The organism is Sphingomonas sp. MM-1, assembly GCF_000347675.2.
Lineage (GTDB): Bacteria > Pseudomonadota > Alphaproteobacteria > Sphingomonadales > Sphingomonadaceae > Sphingomonas_E > Sphingomonas_E fennica.
This window is the reverse complement of sequence record NC_020561.1, coordinates 1706902-1721352: the sequence shown is the minus strand read 5'-3', so window position 1 is coordinate 1721352 and position 14451 is coordinate 1706902. Positions and strand designations below refer to the sequence as shown.

At 68.5% G+C, this 14451-nt stretch carries 17 protein-coding genes; 11 read left to right on the top strand and 6 right to left on the bottom strand.

Annotated features, from left to right (window positions below):
* Positions 1-12 precede the first annotated feature (12 nt).
* Complete coding sequence (clpB, locus tag G432_RS08415; RefSeq protein ID WP_015458402.1) at positions 13-2589, bottom strand: ATP-dependent chaperone ClpB; 2577 nt, start codon at positions 2587-2589, stop codon at positions 13-15.
* A gap of 199 nt (positions 2590-2788) precedes the next feature.
* On the opposite strand from clpB, the gene G432_RS23925 reads away from it, so the two are divergent.
* The 4 genes from G432_RS23925 to G432_RS08400 all read left to right on the top strand — a co-directional run bounded on the left by G432_RS23925 (position 2789) and on the right by G432_RS08400 (position 4613).
* A complete protein-coding gene (locus tag G432_RS23925) occupies positions 2789-3283 on the top strand; it encodes a LysR family transcriptional regulator (protein ID WP_015458401.1) in 495 nt (164 codons plus the stop codon).
* Positions 3226-3684, top strand: a complete 459-nt coding sequence (locus G432_RS23920; protein WP_015458400.1) for a substrate-binding domain-containing protein — start codon at positions 3226-3228, stop codon at positions 3682-3684. Before G432_RS23925 ends, G432_RS23920 begins: the two co-directional genes overlap by 58 nt.
* Positions 3685-3825: 141 nt before the next feature.
* Positions 3826-4248 (top strand): hypothetical protein, encoded by a 423-nt coding sequence (locus tag G432_RS08405; RefSeq protein WP_139181781.1) that lies wholly within the window; start codon positions 3826-3828, stop codon positions 4246-4248.
* Positions 4245-4613: a hypothetical protein gene (locus G432_RS08400; protein WP_041864847.1), complete on the top strand. Its 369-nt coding sequence runs from the start codon at positions 4245-4247 to the stop codon at positions 4611-4613. The genes G432_RS08405 and G432_RS08400 overlap by 4 nt, the downstream gene beginning before the upstream one ends.
* Before the next feature lie 28 nt (positions 4614-4641).
* Here G432_RS08400 and G432_RS08395 read toward each other — a convergent pair whose 3' ends face one another.
* A complete protein-coding gene (locus G432_RS08395) occupies positions 4642-5109 on the bottom strand; it encodes an Lrp/AsnC family transcriptional regulator (RefSeq protein WP_015458397.1) in 468 nt (155 codons plus the stop codon).
* 181 nt (positions 5110-5290) lie between these two features.
* On the opposite strand from G432_RS08395, the gene G432_RS08390 reads away from it, so the two are divergent.
* Both G432_RS08390 and G432_RS08385 read left to right on the top strand, forming a co-directional pair.
* The gene (locus G432_RS08390; protein WP_236626875.1) at positions 5291-6013 is read left to right on the top strand and encodes a tryptophan 2,3-dioxygenase family protein; all 723 of its coding nucleotides are present in this window, start codon (positions 5291-5293) and stop codon (positions 6011-6013) included.
* Positions 6010-7107, top strand: a complete 1098-nt coding sequence (locus G432_RS08385) for an aminotransferase class V-fold PLP-dependent enzyme (protein ID WP_015458395.1) — start codon at positions 6010-6012, stop codon at positions 7105-7107. Before G432_RS08390 ends, G432_RS08385 begins: the two co-directional genes overlap by 4 nt.
* Positions 7108-7142: 35 nt before the next feature.
* On the opposite strand, the gene G432_RS08380 is transcribed toward G432_RS08385, so the two are convergent.
* Together G432_RS08380 and G432_RS08375 are read right to left on the bottom strand one after the other, a co-directional pair.
* Positions 7143-8081, bottom strand: a complete 939-nt coding sequence (locus tag G432_RS08380) for an isoaspartyl peptidase/L-asparaginase family protein (protein ID WP_015458394.1) — start codon at positions 8079-8081, stop codon at positions 7143-7145.
* Positions 8078-9238, bottom strand: coding sequence for an acyltransferase family protein (locus G432_RS08375; protein WP_015458393.1), 1161 nt, complete (start codon positions 9236-9238; stop codon positions 8078-8080). The genes G432_RS08380 and G432_RS08375 overlap by 4 nt, the downstream gene beginning before the upstream one ends.
* A 102-nt stretch (positions 9239-9340) precedes the next feature.
* Between G432_RS08375 and ispG the strand changes: the two genes are divergently transcribed.
* From ispG to G432_RS08360, 3 genes are all read left to right on the top strand, one after another.
* On the top strand, positions 9341-10471 hold the full coding sequence (gene ispG / locus G432_RS08370) for a flavodoxin-dependent (E)-4-hydroxy-3-methylbut-2-enyl-diphosphate synthase (protein WP_015458392.1): 1131 nt from the start codon (positions 9341-9343) through the stop codon (positions 10469-10471).
* 139 nt (positions 10472-10610) lie between these two features.
* Positions 10611-11507, top strand: a complete 897-nt coding sequence (locus G432_RS08365; protein WP_015458391.1) for a DMT family transporter — start codon at positions 10611-10613, stop codon at positions 11505-11507.
* Positions 11504-11983, top strand: coding sequence for a GNAT family N-acetyltransferase (locus G432_RS08360; RefSeq protein ID WP_015458390.1), 480 nt, complete (start codon positions 11504-11506; stop codon positions 11981-11983). Before G432_RS08365 ends, G432_RS08360 begins: the two co-directional genes overlap by 4 nt.
* Before the next feature lie 14 nt (positions 11984-11997).
* Here the strand turns inward: G432_RS08360 and G432_RS08355 are convergent, their stop codons facing one another.
* On the bottom strand, positions 11998-12657 hold the full coding sequence (locus G432_RS08355; protein WP_015458389.1) for a DUF1345 domain-containing protein: 660 nt from the start codon (positions 12655-12657) through the stop codon (positions 11998-12000).
* Between the two features lie 46 nt (positions 12658-12703).
* Here G432_RS08355 and G432_RS08350 point away from each other — a divergent pair, with 46 nt between their 5' ends.
* Both G432_RS08350 and G432_RS08345 read left to right on the top strand, forming a co-directional pair.
* Entirely contained in the window at positions 12704-13018 is a 315-nt protein-coding gene (locus tag G432_RS08350) for a DMT family transporter (RefSeq protein WP_015458388.1), read from the top strand.
* 13 nt (positions 13019-13031) lie between these two features.
* On the top strand, positions 13032-13997 hold the full coding sequence (locus tag G432_RS08345; protein WP_015458387.1) for a threonine ammonia-lyase: 966 nt from the start codon (positions 13032-13034) through the stop codon (positions 13995-13997).
* Between the two features lie 33 nt (positions 13998-14030).
* Here the strand turns inward: G432_RS08345 and G432_RS08340 are convergent, their stop codons facing one another.
* Positions 14031-14447 (bottom strand): GtrA family protein, encoded by a 417-nt coding sequence (locus tag G432_RS08340; protein ID WP_015458386.1) that lies wholly within the window; start codon positions 14445-14447, stop codon positions 14031-14033.
* Positions 14448-14451: the final 4 nt, after the last annotated feature.

Sequence of the window (14451 nt, the reverse complement as noted above, 5' to 3'; positions counted from 1 at the left end):
CTCCCATGCCGCTCAGCCCGTCTTCAGCACCAGGGCGCCATCGCCCTCGTCGATGGTGACGAGCGATCCGTCGCGGATTTCGCCTTTCAGGATCGCGTCGGCCAGCGGGTCCTGCAGATATTTCTGCACCGCCCGCTTCAGCGGCCGGGCGCCATAGACCGGATCGTAGCCGACCCGGCCCAGCCAGGCGCGCGCCGCATCGGTGAGCGAGAGCGCGATCTTGCGGTCCTTCAGCAGCTTCTGGACGCGCGCGACCTGGATGTCGACGATCGGGCCCATATGCTCCTGGCCCAGCCGGTGGAACAGGATGATCTCGTCCAGCCGGTTCAGGAATTCCGGGCGGAAGTGCGCGCGCACCACGTCCATCACCTGCGGTTCCACCGATTCCACGTCCGCGCCATCGGGCAGGCTGGACAGGAACTGGCTGCCCAGGTTGGAGGTGAGGATGATGAGCGTGTTCGAGAAGTCGACCGTGCGGCCCTGGCCGTCGGTCAGCCGCCCGTCGTCGAGCACCTGGAGCAGCACGTTGAACACGTCGTTGTGCGCCTTCTCCACCTCGTCGAACAGCACCACCTGATAGGGGCGCCGGCGCACGGCCTCTGTCAGCACGCCGCCTTCCTCATAGCCGACATAGCCGGGAGGGGCGCCGATCAGGCGGGCGACCGAATGCTTCTCCATGAACTCGCTCATGTCGATGCGGACCATCGCCGAATCGTCGTCGAACAGGAAACCGGCCAGCGCCTTGGTCAGCTCCGTCTTGCCCACGCCCGTCGGGCCGAGGAACAGGAAGGAGCCGAGCGGCCGGTTCGGGTCCTGCAGCCCCGCGCGGCTGCGGCGCACGGCGCGGGCGACGGCGGAAACCGCGTCCTGCTGCCCGATCACGCGCCTGCCCAGCTCCTCCTCCATATTGAGCAGCTTCTCGCGCTCGCCCTCCAGCATCTTGTCGACCGGAATGCCCGTCCAGCGGCTGACGACCGAGGCGATGTCCTCGCTCGTCACCTCCTCGCGCAGCATCGCGCTCTCGGAAGCGGCCTGCGCCTCGCCGAGCTGCTTTTCGAGCTGGGGGATCACGCCGTAGCTGAGCTCGCCGGCTCGTGCGAGGTTGCCGCTGCGCTGCGCCTGGTCCAGCTCGATGCGCGCGGCATCGAGCTGTTCCTTGATCTTGGCCTCGGCGTGGATCTTCTCCTTCTCGGCCTGCCAGCGCGTCGTCAGCTCCGCGGATTGCTGCTCGAGCTGGGCGAGATCATATTCGAGCGCCCCCAGGCGGTCCTTGGAGGCCTGGTCGGTCTCCTTCTTCAGCGCCTCGCGCTCGATCTTGAGCTGGATGATCCGGCGGTCGAGATTCTCGATCTCCTCGGGCTTCGACTCCACCTCCATGCGCAGTCGGCTGGCCGCCTCGTCCATCAGGTCGATCGCCTTGTCGGGCAAGAAGCGATCTGTGATGTAGCGGTTGGAGAGGGTGGCGGCCGATACCAGCGCGCCGTCGGTGATCCGCACGCCGTGGTGCAGCTCATATTTCTCCTTGAGGCCGCGCAGGATGGAGATGGTGTCCTCCACCGTCGGCTCGCCGACGAAGACGGGCTGGAACCGCCGCTGGAGCGCGGGGTCCTTCTCCACATATTTGCGATATTCGTCGAGCGTGGTGGCGCCGATGCAGTGCAGCTCGCCCCGCGCCAGGGCCGGCTTCAGCAGGTTGGAGGCATCCATCGCGCCTTCGGACTTGCCCGCGCCGATCAGCGTGTGCATCTCGTCGATGAACAGGATGATGTCGCCCTCGGCCTGCTTCACCTCGTCGAGCACGCCCTTGAGGCGCTCCTCGAACTCGCCGCGATATTTGGCGCCCGCGATCAGCGATCCCATGTCGAGCGCCATCAGCGTGCGATCCTTCAGCGTATCGGGCACGTCGCCATTGGCGATGCGCAGCGCCAGCCCCTCGGCGATGGCGGTCTTGCCCACGCCGGGCTCGCCGATCAGCACCGGATTGTTCTTGGTGCGGCGGGCGAGGATCTGGATGGTGCGGCGAATCTCCTCATCGCGGCCGATGACCGGATCGAGCTTGCCGTCGCGCGCCGCCTCGGTGAGGTCGCGCGCGAACTTCTTGAGCGCGTCGTAACGGTCCTCGGCGCCGGCGGTGTCGGCGGTGCGGCCCTTGCGGAGCTGGTTGATCGCCTGGTTCAGGCTGTCGGCATGCACGCCGGCCGCCGCCAGCGCCTTGCCGGCAGCGGTGCTGGAAAGGGCGAGGGCGAGCAGCAGGCGCTCGACGGTGACGAAGCTGTCGCCCGCCTTGGTCGCGATCTGCTCCGCCTGGTCGAGCACGCGAACGGCATCGTTGGTCAGGCCCGGCGTGGCCTGGGCGCCGCTGCCCGATACGGCGGGAATCCGGGCGAGCGCGGCATCGGTTTCGCGCATCGCGGTTTCGGGCTGGCCGCCGGCGGCGCGGATCAGCCCCGCGGCCATGCCTTGCTCATCCTCCAGCAGGGCCTTCAATATATGTTCGGGGGTGATCTGCTGGTGGTTGAGGCGGATCGCCACGGTCTGCGCCGATTGCAGGAAGCCTTTGGCGCGATCGGTGAATTTTTCGAGGTTCATGGTCCCTCCCTTTCGCCGGGCGATATGGTGTGGCTATTTTGCAACACAAGGGGTGCCGCCGCCGAAACGGATATGCCATTGCGGGGCCGCGCGGTTCAACCGGCGGCGGGGCCGAACGATCCCGCCGCGACGCTTTTTGGGGCGCGGCCGGGACAAGGCCGATTCCGCCGGCGGCGGAATTGGGATAGCCTGCCGCGCGATGCTCGATCAGCTCACCCTGGATCAGCTCCGCATCTTCGTGGCGATCGCCGATGCCGGCAGCTTCTCGGCCGCATCGCGCAAGCTGATGCGCGCGCAATCGGCGATCAGCCAGAGCGTGCGATCGCTGGAGGACGCGCTGGGCGTGGCCCTGTTCGACCGCGCTACCCGCGTCCCGCAGATGACGGAAGCCGGCCGGTCGATCCTGATCGACGCGCGGCGGATCATCAATCTCGCCGATGCGCTCCGGGTCAGGACGCGGCGGATGGCGGAGGGGCTGGAGCCCGAGCTGGGGCTGGCGATCGATCCCCTGTTCCCGCCGGCGATCGCGATGGACTGCCTCGCCGCGTTCGAACGGCAGTTCCCGACCATCCCGATGACCGTGCTGACCGAAAGCATCGGCGGGCCGGAACGCCATCTGCGCAGCGGGCGGTGCAGATGGCGATCTATGCGCTGGAGACCACGGGCGCGACCGATCTGCACGCCGATTTCCTGATGGATGTGGAGATGGTGCCGGTCGTCTCCGCCCGGCATCCGCTGGCGGCGCTGCCCGAGCCGGTGGGGCGGGAGGATCTGGAGCAGTTCACCCAGATCGTGCTGACCAGCGGCAGCGGGCAGAGCGGCTGGACCCGCGGCGTGATCAGCCCGAGAATCTGGCGGGTGGCCGACCTGCGCACGCGGCTGGCCTTCCTGATCGCGGGCTTCGGCTGGAGCCACATGCCCGCGCACTTCGTGGCCGCGCCGCTGGCCGAAGGCACGCTGAAGCGGCTGCACCTCCATGGCATCCCCGATTTCTCGCTGCGCGTCTATCTGGTCCAGCAGTTCAGCCGCCCTCCCGGCATAGCCGCGCGCTGGCTGATCGAGCGGCTGAAGCAGGGGATTGCCGAACAGGCCTGATCCATCTGGTTTGCAGATGGGTAGTGTCACAATTACCTCAGTTTGAATGATCGTTTCGCCGACCTATATGGGCCGGTGAAATGCCCCGAGGCGGTGCGCGACGAAGGTCGCCGCGAACGCCCGGCGGCCTGGAGCCTTTCGATGAACGTCACATCCCTGTCGGACCATGCGGGCCGCGCCGTCGCGAGCCCGGCAGAGGGCGCATCCGTGCGCGGCCGGCTTTCCCAGACCCATTTGCGGGCGATCGCCATCGGTGTGCGCGATGCGCGGATGCCCGGCGCGCGCCTCCTCCACCGGCTGGCGGCGATGCCGCGCCTCGCCCGGCTGGTGACGGCGGGGCTGGGCCTGCGCTCTCCCCACGCGCTCGCCAATGCCGATCTCGAACGGCTGCGCCGCGCCGCCTTCCTGTTCACTTTGGGCTATGCCGTGGCGGAAGTGCTGGCGGTGCTGAACGGCGGCGATCTTTCCGAAACGCAGATCGCCCAGGTGATCGCGGGCCTCGCCGGCCGGCCGGCTCTTGCGGTGACGCAGCCGGATATCGTCCTCATGATGGAAGCGGCATGATGGCCATGCCCGCCCTCCGTTCGCGGCGGACCGGAACCGCCATCCCCCATCCCGCGCCCGGCCGTCGCACGCGCCCGTCGATCGCCGACCGCCGCGTGCGCAGCGCCTGGGCGCGATCGACCGCCTTGCCGCCCATGGCGCCGGCCCGCACGGCCGTGCCGGCGCGCCCGGCGGCGGCATCCCGCCCGCGCTTCATGCCGGCGCCGGGCACCGTCGCCCTGCTGCTGATCGCCGCCTTGTTCGCGGCTGTCGCCGGCTGGGTGCATGCGGTGACGACCGACATCCTGATATCGCTGCTGATGGGCGTGCTCAGCACCTTGCCCGGCATGCTGGTGCTGCGCCCGCTCATCGAAAATCGGGGCTGACCGGCCGTCCTCCCCCTTTTTGGGGCGGCTAGAGCGTCGGCGTCTCAACGGCGCAGGCCGTGATCGATCCGGCGGCCTTGATCTCCCGCGTGGCGATGGTGGTGGTGAAGCGCTCCACCCCCGGCAGCCGCCAGAGCTGACCGCGCAGGAAATCGTCGAGCGCGGCGAGATCGCGGGCCAGCACGTGCAGCAGATAATCCGTTTCGCCGACCGTGGCATGGCAGGCGAGGATCATGGGATGGCGGATCACCGCCGCCTCGAACGCGTCATGCCGGTCGAAGGCGACGATGACGCGCACGAAGGCGCTGGTGGCGAGGCCGAGCGCCGCCGGATCGATCGCCGCGCGATAGCCCCGGATCGCGCCGGCCTGCTCCAGCGCCTGCACCCGCTTCCAGCAGGGCGTCTTGGTAAGGCCGGTGCGTTCGGCGAGATCGGCGAAGGAAAGCCGGGCATCGGCTTCCAGCAGGGCGAGCAGTTGATGGTCGATGCGGTCCATATGATCTCCGGTGGTGCCGGATCGTAGCACGAATGGCCTGTATATCGGCAATCGGAAGGACGATTGCTGAAAATCCCGCTGGCCACTCCATCCTTCCCGAACAATGTTCCGTGGCCCTGCTGCTAGTCTGGCGGTTCGACAGAACCCAGAGGATGCGATGGACCGGCAGGCTTTCTACGCAATGATGAGCGCTCCCCCCACGCTCGATTACGAGCTCTATCTCGATACCGGCTCGCTGCTCGGCTGCCAGAAGGGGTTTGACGAATTCGTCAACCGCGACGAGCTTCAGTTCCAGATCGTCCACCAGGTCGAGGAGCTGTGGATGAAGCTGATCGCCTACACGCTGCTCGACGTCGACGATTATCTGCAGGCGCGCGACACCCATCGGGTGCTGACCCTGATGGGCCGCTGCCACCGCCTGCTCCGGCTGATGACGGCGCAGCTCGACCTGCTCGAAACCATGTCGCCCAAGGAATATCAGCAGATTCGCCTGCAGCTCGGCAATGGCAGCGGGCAGGAATCGCCGGGTTTCCGAACGCTTCTGAAAATGCCGCCGCATCTGTGGACCAGTTTCGTCAGCCATTATCTCACGCCCGAGGGGCGGACGGTGCGGTCGATCTACGACCAGGATTATGCCCATGACGCGGCCTATGCGGTGGCCGAGGCGCTGATCGAGTTCGACGAATTGTTCGGCAAGTTCCGCTGGCACCACCTTTTCCTGATCCACCGTTCGATCGGCATGGGATCGGCATCGCTGAAGGGGCGTTCCGTCGATCTGTTGCAGGCGGGGGCGAAGCATCGCTTCTTCCCCGAGCTTTGGGACGTGCGCGTGGCGATGACCGATGCCTGGGGTGGCGATTATGGCCGGGTGCGCGACAGCCTTTCCGCGGGCGCCGCCGCGTGACGCCCTGGCGCGCCCTGTTCGACGTGCCGGAAGGCGGGCCTTACCTGCTCGCCCATTCGGCCGGCGCGCTGCCCCACGCCGCGCGATCGCGGATCGAGACGGCGGTGCTCCAGCCCTGGGCCACGCAGGGCGCGGGCGCGTGGGACGACTGGCTGGGCGCAATCGACGAGTTCCGCATGGGGCTGGCGGGGCTGCTGGGCGGCGTGCCGGCCGAATATTGCCCGCAGGCCAATGTTTCGGGCGCGCTGTTCCGCCTGCTTTCCGCCATGCCGCGCGAGCCGGGGCGGGATATATTGCTGGCGTCGGAGCAGAGCTTCCCCTCGATCGGCTATGCGATGGCGGCGCTCGCCCCCTTGGGCTACCGGCTGGAGCTGCTGACCGGCGATCCCGCCGACGCGGCCAGCTGGGCGGCGGCGATCCATCCCGGCGTGGCGGCGGTGGTGCCGATGCATGTCCATTCCAATAGCGGCGCGGTGGCGCCCGTGGCGGAAATCGCCGCGCTGGCGCGGGGCGCCGGTGCGGCCTCCATCGTCGATGTCGCGCAATCGGCCGGCGTGGTGCCGATCGACATGCCGAGCTGGGGCGTCGACGCGGCGGTTGGTTCCTGCCTCAAATGGCTGTGCGGCGGGCCGGGCGCGGGCTGGCTGTGGGCGGATGCCGCCTTCACCGCGCGGGCGCAGCCGCTGGAAGTGGGCTGGTTCAGCCATGCCGATCCCTTCGCCTTCGACATACGCGATTTCCGCTATGCCCCCGATGCCCGGCGCTTCTGGGGCGGCACGCCTTCGATCGCGCCCTTCGCGCTGGCGGCGGGCGGCATCGCCACCGTCGCCGGCATCGGCGTGCCGCAGATCTTCGCCCACAACCGCCGGCTCACCGCGCGGGTGGCGAACCGGGCGGGCGACCGCTGGTTCCCGGCCGATCGGCGGGGCTTCGGCGGCACGCTCTGCATCAGGGCCGATGGCGCGGCGGAGGCGGCGCTGGCGGCCGCCGGCTGCCGGTTCGACCGGCGCGGCGCGGTGCTGCGCCTGTCCTTCCATGCCTATAATGACGATGCCGAAGCGGACCTGGTGGGCGAGGTGCTGGCGGGGCTGTAGGGCGCCGCCCGGCCTGAAAGGCAGCGCAATCCGGCTTACTCGTCCCCGTAGATGGCGATTTCCGGCGGTGCGTCGTGGGTCGCCATGGCGCGATACATGCCCGGCGTGTTGAACGCCCAGCCGCCCGATCCGTCGGCGGAAACCACGATCACGCCGCCCTTGCCGCCCATCTCGGTCAACTCCGCGATCATGCCGTCGGCGGCATCCTCGATCGTCTCGCCGGCCAGGCGCACGCGCGCGGTGATCTCGTGCGCCACGCCCAGGCGGATGAAATATTCGCCCGCCCCGGTGCAGGAAACCGCGCAGGCGCGATCGTCGGCATAGGTGCCGGCGCCGATCAGCGGGGAATCGCCCACCCGGCCCCATTTCTTGCCGGTCAGTCCGCCTGTCGAGGTGGCGGCGGCGACATGGCCGCGGGTGTCGAGCGCGACCGCGCCGACCGTGCCATATTTCATCGCCGAATCGAACGGCGCGTCGGGATCGGCGAGAATCTCGTCCAGCTGGCGGCGGCGCTCGGCCGTCTCGAACCATTCGGGCGGGGCGGATTCGATGTCCTGCGCGCGGGCGAAGCCGTCCGCGCCGGCGCCGGCCAGGAACACATGGCTGCTGCGCTCCATCACCGCGCGGGCCAGCGTGATCGGGTTGCGGGTGGCGCGCACGCCGGCCACCGCGCCGGCCGCCAGCGTCGCGCCGGCCATGATCGCGGCGTCGCATTCGATCCGGCCCTCGGCCGTGAACACCGATCCGCGGCCGGCGTTGAAATGGGGATCGTCCTCCAGGACGCGGATCGCGGTCTCCACCGCGTCGAGCGCGGGGCCGCCGGCGGAAAGGATCGCCGTGGCGGCGTCGATCGCGGCCTTCAGCCCGGCGCGGCCGCCGGCATCGTCCGCATCCGAAAGCACGCCGCGCCGCATCGATCCCGATCCGCCGTGGATGACGATGGTCCAGCGGGGGGTATCGGCGGCGGCGGTCATGTCGTGCTCCTGGCGGGTGGTGCCGGGCGCTCTACACCGGCGGGCCGCGCCTGGCGACGGGAAAGGCCGATCAGCGGCCGCAGCCAGCCGATCCGGCGGCCGGCCTCGTAAAAGGCCCAGCAGCCCGCCGCCGTGCCGAGGATCAGGATCAGGAATTCCACGCCCGCCCCCAGATTATGGCGGATCAGCCACCAGCCGATCGTCACGATCAGCGTCTGGTGGACGAGATAGACGGGGAATACCGCCTCCGTCAGCGTCGCGCGCCAGCGATGGTCGCGGTTCCACCAGCGTTCGGCCCCGCCCAGCAGCAGCAGGATCGCCCCCCAGCCCATCAGCGATGCCGGGCCAAGCTCCGCCTGATGCATCGGCTTCAGCCAGTCCATCCCCGGATTGCCCGCCATCCGCCAGAGCAGCAGGGCATAGCCCACGATCATCATCGCTAGCGCCGGGCGCCGCTGGCGCAGGATATCCGGCCACATGCCTTCGGCGCGGGCCAGGCCGAACCCGAACAGGAAGGCGGGCAGGTAGATGAGGTGGCCGGGCAGGTCGGTGGCGACATGGTTGGTGGGGCTCGCCCCCGGCATCAGCAGGAAGCGGACGATCAGCAGCCAGGCGACCGGCACCACCACCAGCCGCCAGCCCGAAAGCGCGCGTTCGAACCAGCGCTGCGCCTTGCGCTGCGCGCCTTCGGGCAGCAGCGCGGCCGCGATCGCGACGACGAGGCAATAGACCCAGATATAGGCCACGAACCACAGGTGGAACAAGCCGAGCGTGTGATAGTCGCGCGGGCCGAAGCCGAAATAATCATGCAGCCAGAAATGGCCGAGGCCCTGCGCATAGCCCAGCTTCTGCCGCAGCTCGATCCAGGGCTGGGGCACCACGACGAAGCAGACGCCGAAGATCAGCGGCAGCAGCAGCCGGGCGCTGCGCGATCGCACGAAGGCGCGGATCGAAGGCGCGCGCGCCAGCACTGCGCGGGTGGCGTAGCCGGATACGATGAACAGCAGCATCATCCGCCACGGGTTCATCGCCACCAGCACATAGACGATCCATTCCACCGGCTCCTCGCCGTTCACATGCCAGTCCCAGGGGGACAGCATCAGGCCGATATGGTAGACGATGAGGAGGACGAAGGCGGCGATGCGAAGCCAGTCCAAGCCATAATGCCGCCGGGGCGGCGGTGAAATCTTGCCAAAGGTTATGATCCTGCTCCCGGTCGTGTCTTTGAGTTGTCAACGCCAGAGGCTATAGACGGGTTCATGTCCATTCGCCCATGGCGCGATATCGCGCGCCGAAAATCCCGCCAGATCATGGTCGGCAAGGTGCCGGTGGGGGGCGATGCCCCCGTCACGGTCCAGACGATGACCAACACGCCGACCAGCGATGCCGGGGCGACGATCGATCAGATCCGCCGCTGCGAGGAAGCCGGCGCGGACATCATCCGCGTATCCTGCCCCGATGTCGAATCGACGACGGCCTTCCGCCAGATCGTGCGCGCGGCCCGCGTGCCGATCGTCGCCGACATCCATTTCCACTATAAGCGCGCGCTGGAGGCGGCGGATGCGGGGGCGGCGTGCCTGCGCATCAATCCCGGCAATATCGGATCGTCCGAGCGCGTGGCCGAGGTGGTGCGCGCCGCCAAGGCCAATGGTTGCGCGATCCGCATCGGCGTGAACGCCGGCAGCCTGGAGAAGGACCTCCTCGAAAAATATGGGGAGCCCTGCCCGGAAGCGCTGGTGGAAAGCGCGCTCGATCATATCAAGCTGCTGCAGGATCACGATTTCCACGAATATAAGGTGGCGGTCAAGGCGTCGGACGTGTTCCTCGCCGTCGCGGCCTATATGCAGCTTGCCGAAGCGGTGGATTGCCCGCTGCATCTGGGCATCACCGAAGCCGGCGGGCTGATCGGCGGCACGGTGAAATCGGCGATCGGCATCGGCAACCTGCTCTGGGCCGGCATCGGCGACACGATCCGCGTCTCGCTTTCGGCCGAGCCGGAAGAGGAAGTGCGCGTCGGCTACGAGATATTGAAGTCGCTGGGTATCCGCACGCGCGGCGTGCGCGTCGTATCCTGCCCGTCCTGCGCGCGGCAGGGCTTCGACGTGATCCGCACCGTGGAGAAGCTGGAGGAGCGGCTGAAGCACATCGCCACGCCGATGTCGCTTTCGGTGCTGGGCTGCGTGGTCAACGGCCCCGGCGAGGCGCGGGAAACCGATATCGGCATCACCGGCGGCGGGAACGGCCGGCACATGGTCTACCTTTCCGGCGTCACCGACCATCATGTCGAGGATGCCGACATGATCGAGCATATCGTGCGGCTGGTGGAGGCCAAGGCGGCCGAGATCGAGGCCGCCAATGCAGCGGCGGAGGCCAGCGAGGCGGCGGAATAGCATCCGCCGGCTCCCAAAGCGGCAGTCCCTGGATAAGATGCGGATGGCGTGTAGCGGGCGTCGATCCGCCCCGGCGTGGGGCGTGGCTTTCGTTGGGTGGTGAGCAGGGGAGGCGTTCATTCTTGGTGACCGGACCGGCATGAGCCGCCACACGCCGCCCGCCATCGCCTTTGCGGTGGCGATGGCCGGGATCGCCGTATTTTCCTGCATGGATGCGCTGATGAAGGGGCTCACCCTGGAAATCGGCACCTACAACACGTTGCTGTGGCGCTCCTTCGCGGGCGCCGCCATCGCCGCGATACCCCATTTCCGCCGCCGGCCGGGTTGGCCCGCGGCCCCGGTGCTGGCCATCCATGTGCGGCGGGGCGCGGTGGCGACGGTGATGGCGGTCACCTTCTTCTGGGGGCTGGCGCGGGTGCCGATGGCGCAGGCGGTGGCGCTCACCTTCATCGCGCCGCTGATTGCCTTGTTCCTGGCCGCATGGCTGCTGAAGGAGCGGATCGACCGCAGCGCCATCCTCGCCTCGCTGATCGCGCTGGCGGGCGTCGCCACCATCCTCGCCGGCCAGGCGCGGGCGGAGCTGGGGGAAGAGGCGCTGCTGGGCGCGATCTCCATTCTCTTTTCCGCCGTCTGCTATGCCTACAACATCATCCTGATGCGGCGGCAGGCGCTGGTGGCGGACGGGCGCGAGGTCGCCTTCTACCAGAATATCATGGTCGGCCTGTTCCTGGCGCTGGCGGCCCCATGGCTGGCAGTGGTGCCCGATGCGGTCCACCTGCCGGCGCTGGCGGGGGCGGCGCTGCTCGCCACCATATCGCTGTTCCTGCTCACCTGGGCTTATCGCCGGGCGGAGGCGAGCTATCTCGCGCCCGTGGAATATACCGCCTTCATCTGGGCGAGCATCCTCGGCTATCTCGTCTTCGGCGAGCATGTCGGCGCCTTCACCGTCGCCGGCGCGATGCTGATCGCGGGCGGCTGCCTGCTGGCCGCCCGCCGCAAGCCCGTGCCGATGGGCAATCTGGAAGGAGCCCAATGACCGTTACCGTCCGCCCCGCCGCACCCGCCGACGTCGGCGAGATTCTCCGCATGATCCGCGCGCTCGCTGCTTATGAGCGCCAGCCCGATGCCGTGCGGGCGACGGAGGATATGCTGGCCGACCGGCTGTTCGGCCCCGACCCGCAGGTCTTCGCGCTGATCGCGGAGCTGGCCGGCCGGCCGGTGGGGCTGGCGCTCTGGTTTCTCAATTTCTCGACCTGGACGGGCCGGCCCGGCCTCTATCTGGAGGATCTGTTCGTCGATCCCGAGGCGCGGCGCGCCGGCATCGCCCGCGCCCTGTTCCGCGGGCTGGCGGAGGAGGCCCGCAAGCGCGATTGCGCGCGGATCGACTGGGCGGTGCTCGACTGGAACGAGGATGCCAAGCGCTTCTACCGCAGCATCGGCGGCTACCATTCCACCGGCTGGGAGCCGTGGCGGCTGGACGGCCCCGCTTTGGCCGCGATGCAGGAGGAATAGGGAGGACTTGCCCCTTATCCCCCCAGCACGTTGATGGTGAAGGCCAGCACGCCGATGTTGAACACGAAGGCGGCGATGCTGTGCAGCAGCACGGTGCGCCGGATATCATGGTCGAAGATGTCGACGTCCGATGTCTGGAACGTCATTCCCAAAGTGAAGGAAAAATAGGCGAAATCCCAATAATCCGGCTCGCGCACATGGGGGAAGCCGAGGCCGCCGCTGTCGCCGCCCTCCGGCCCCTCGCTGTAGAAGAGATGGGCATAGTGCAGGGTATAGACCATGTTGCTGAACAGCCAGGCGATCACCAGCGTGGCGACGATCAGCATCGCGGCGCCGGCCGATTGCTGCCCCAGCCGCAATTCGGCACCGATGGCGACGAGGATCACCAGCATCACCACGCCGGTGATGGCGAGCAGCCCGACGCGGTTGGCGTCATTGGCCTTGGCGGCGGCGCGCATCTCGCTCGCCTCATTGTCGAACAGCGATATGCAGGAGACGAGGAACACGATCGCGGCGGCATCGAAGCCCAGCAGGATCGCGAGCCGCCAGTCCCGGCTGGCGCCCCAGAAGATCGCGGAGGCGACGACCGCGATCACGCCGCCGGCGATGAAGCGCGGCGGCGCGATGCGATTGCCGATGCCCCCGGATTTGCCCTCGCGTCCGCGCTTTGCCATGGCGGGGAAGACTATCGCAGGTCGCGATGTGGGAGGAGTAAAATCGATGGCGTGGCTGTGGCTTGTGCTGGGTGGTTGTTTCGAGGTCGGCTTCACCACCTGCCTCCGCTTCGTCGACGGATTCCGCAACGTGCCGTGGACGTTCGGATTCCTGGTATCGGTCGGCCTGTCGATGGCGCTGCTGGAGATCGCCTCGCGTTCCATCCCGATGGGCACGGCCTATGCCGTGTGGGGCGGGATCGGCGCGCTCGGCACCGTGATCGTCGGCATCCTCTGGTTCGGCGAGCCGATCAACGCGGTGCGGCTGGCGCTGATCGTCGGCCTCGTCGGCTGCATCGCCGGCCTGAAGCTGGCCCATTGACGGAGCGCCTGCCATGACCGCCGATCTGCCGATCAGCTTTGCCGACGTCGCCGAGGCCGCGATCCGCATCGAAGGCCATGTCCACCATACGCCGGTGCTGCGGTCGCGCCGGCTGGACGATATCCTCGGCGCGCGGCTGGCCTTCAAGTGCGAGAATTTCCAGCGGATCGGCGCGTTCAAGGCACGCGGCGCGCATAATGCCGTGCTGGCGCTGGATGCGGCGGCGGCCGCGCGCGGCGTCGTCACCCATTCGTCGGGCAACCATGCCGCGGCGCTCAGCCTCGCGGCGGCGACGCGGGGCGTGCCGGCCTATATTGTGATGCCGGAAAATGCGCCGCGCGCGAAGGTCGATTCGGTGCTGCGTCTGGGCGGGCAGGTGGAATTCTGCGCGCCCACCATCGCCGCGCGGGAAGCGGCGGCGGCCGCGATCGTGGCGGCGCGCGGGGCCACCCTCGTCCATCCCTATGACGATCCGATGGTGATCGCGGGGCAGGGGACGGCGGCGATGGAATTGCTGGACGCGGCCGGCCCGCTGGATGCGATCCTGGCGCCGGTGGGCGGCGGAGGGCTGATGTCCGGCACGGCGGTCGCCGCGCGCACCCTGCAGCCGTCGATCCGCATCATCGCCACCGAACCCGCGCAGGCGGACGATGCCTGGCGATCGTGGAAGGCGGGCGAGCGCGTCGCCGGCGATCCGCCCGATACGATCGCCGACGGCCTGCGCACCACGCTCGGCGCCAACGGCTTCCTCATCCTTTCGGCCCTGCTCGACGATTTCGTGACGGTGAGCGAGGCCGCGATCGTCGAGGCGATGCGGCTGGTGTGGGAGGTGCTGAAGATCGTGATCGAGCCGAGTTCCGCCGTGCCGGTGGCGGCGCTCATCGAAGGGAAGGTGGATGTGAAGGGCGCCGAGGTGGGGGTGATCCTCACCGGCGGCAATGTCGATCTCGATCGCCTGCCCTGGCAGAAAGGGCTGTAGCGCCGCTATTCCGGGGGCAAGGCCGGAACGATCTCAGGCGAACACCCAGCGGCGGTTGAGCCAGAACACCAGCAGCGGCGTGGCCGTCACCATGAACGGCATGGGCCACCAGGTCGGCCCGCCCAGCCGTTCCACGAACAGCCATACCCAGAAGCTGTTGAGCGCGAGGCCGACCAGCGACACCGCGATGAAGCGGCCGCCCGTGCGGGCGAGGTTGCCGCGCCGGCCGTGGCCGCGGAAGCTCCAATGGCTGTGGATGACATAGCCGACCACCACCGCGGCCGAGAAGCCGAGCAGGTTCGATACCATCGGCGCGACGCCGGCCAGCTCCGCCAGCGACCAGTAAAGGCCGAGATGGACGAAGGAAGCGAGCCCGCCCGTCAGCGCGTAACGGAAGAATTGCGCCAGCAATGCGCGATACTGGGCCCAGGGGCCGATGGTGCCGTTCATGTCT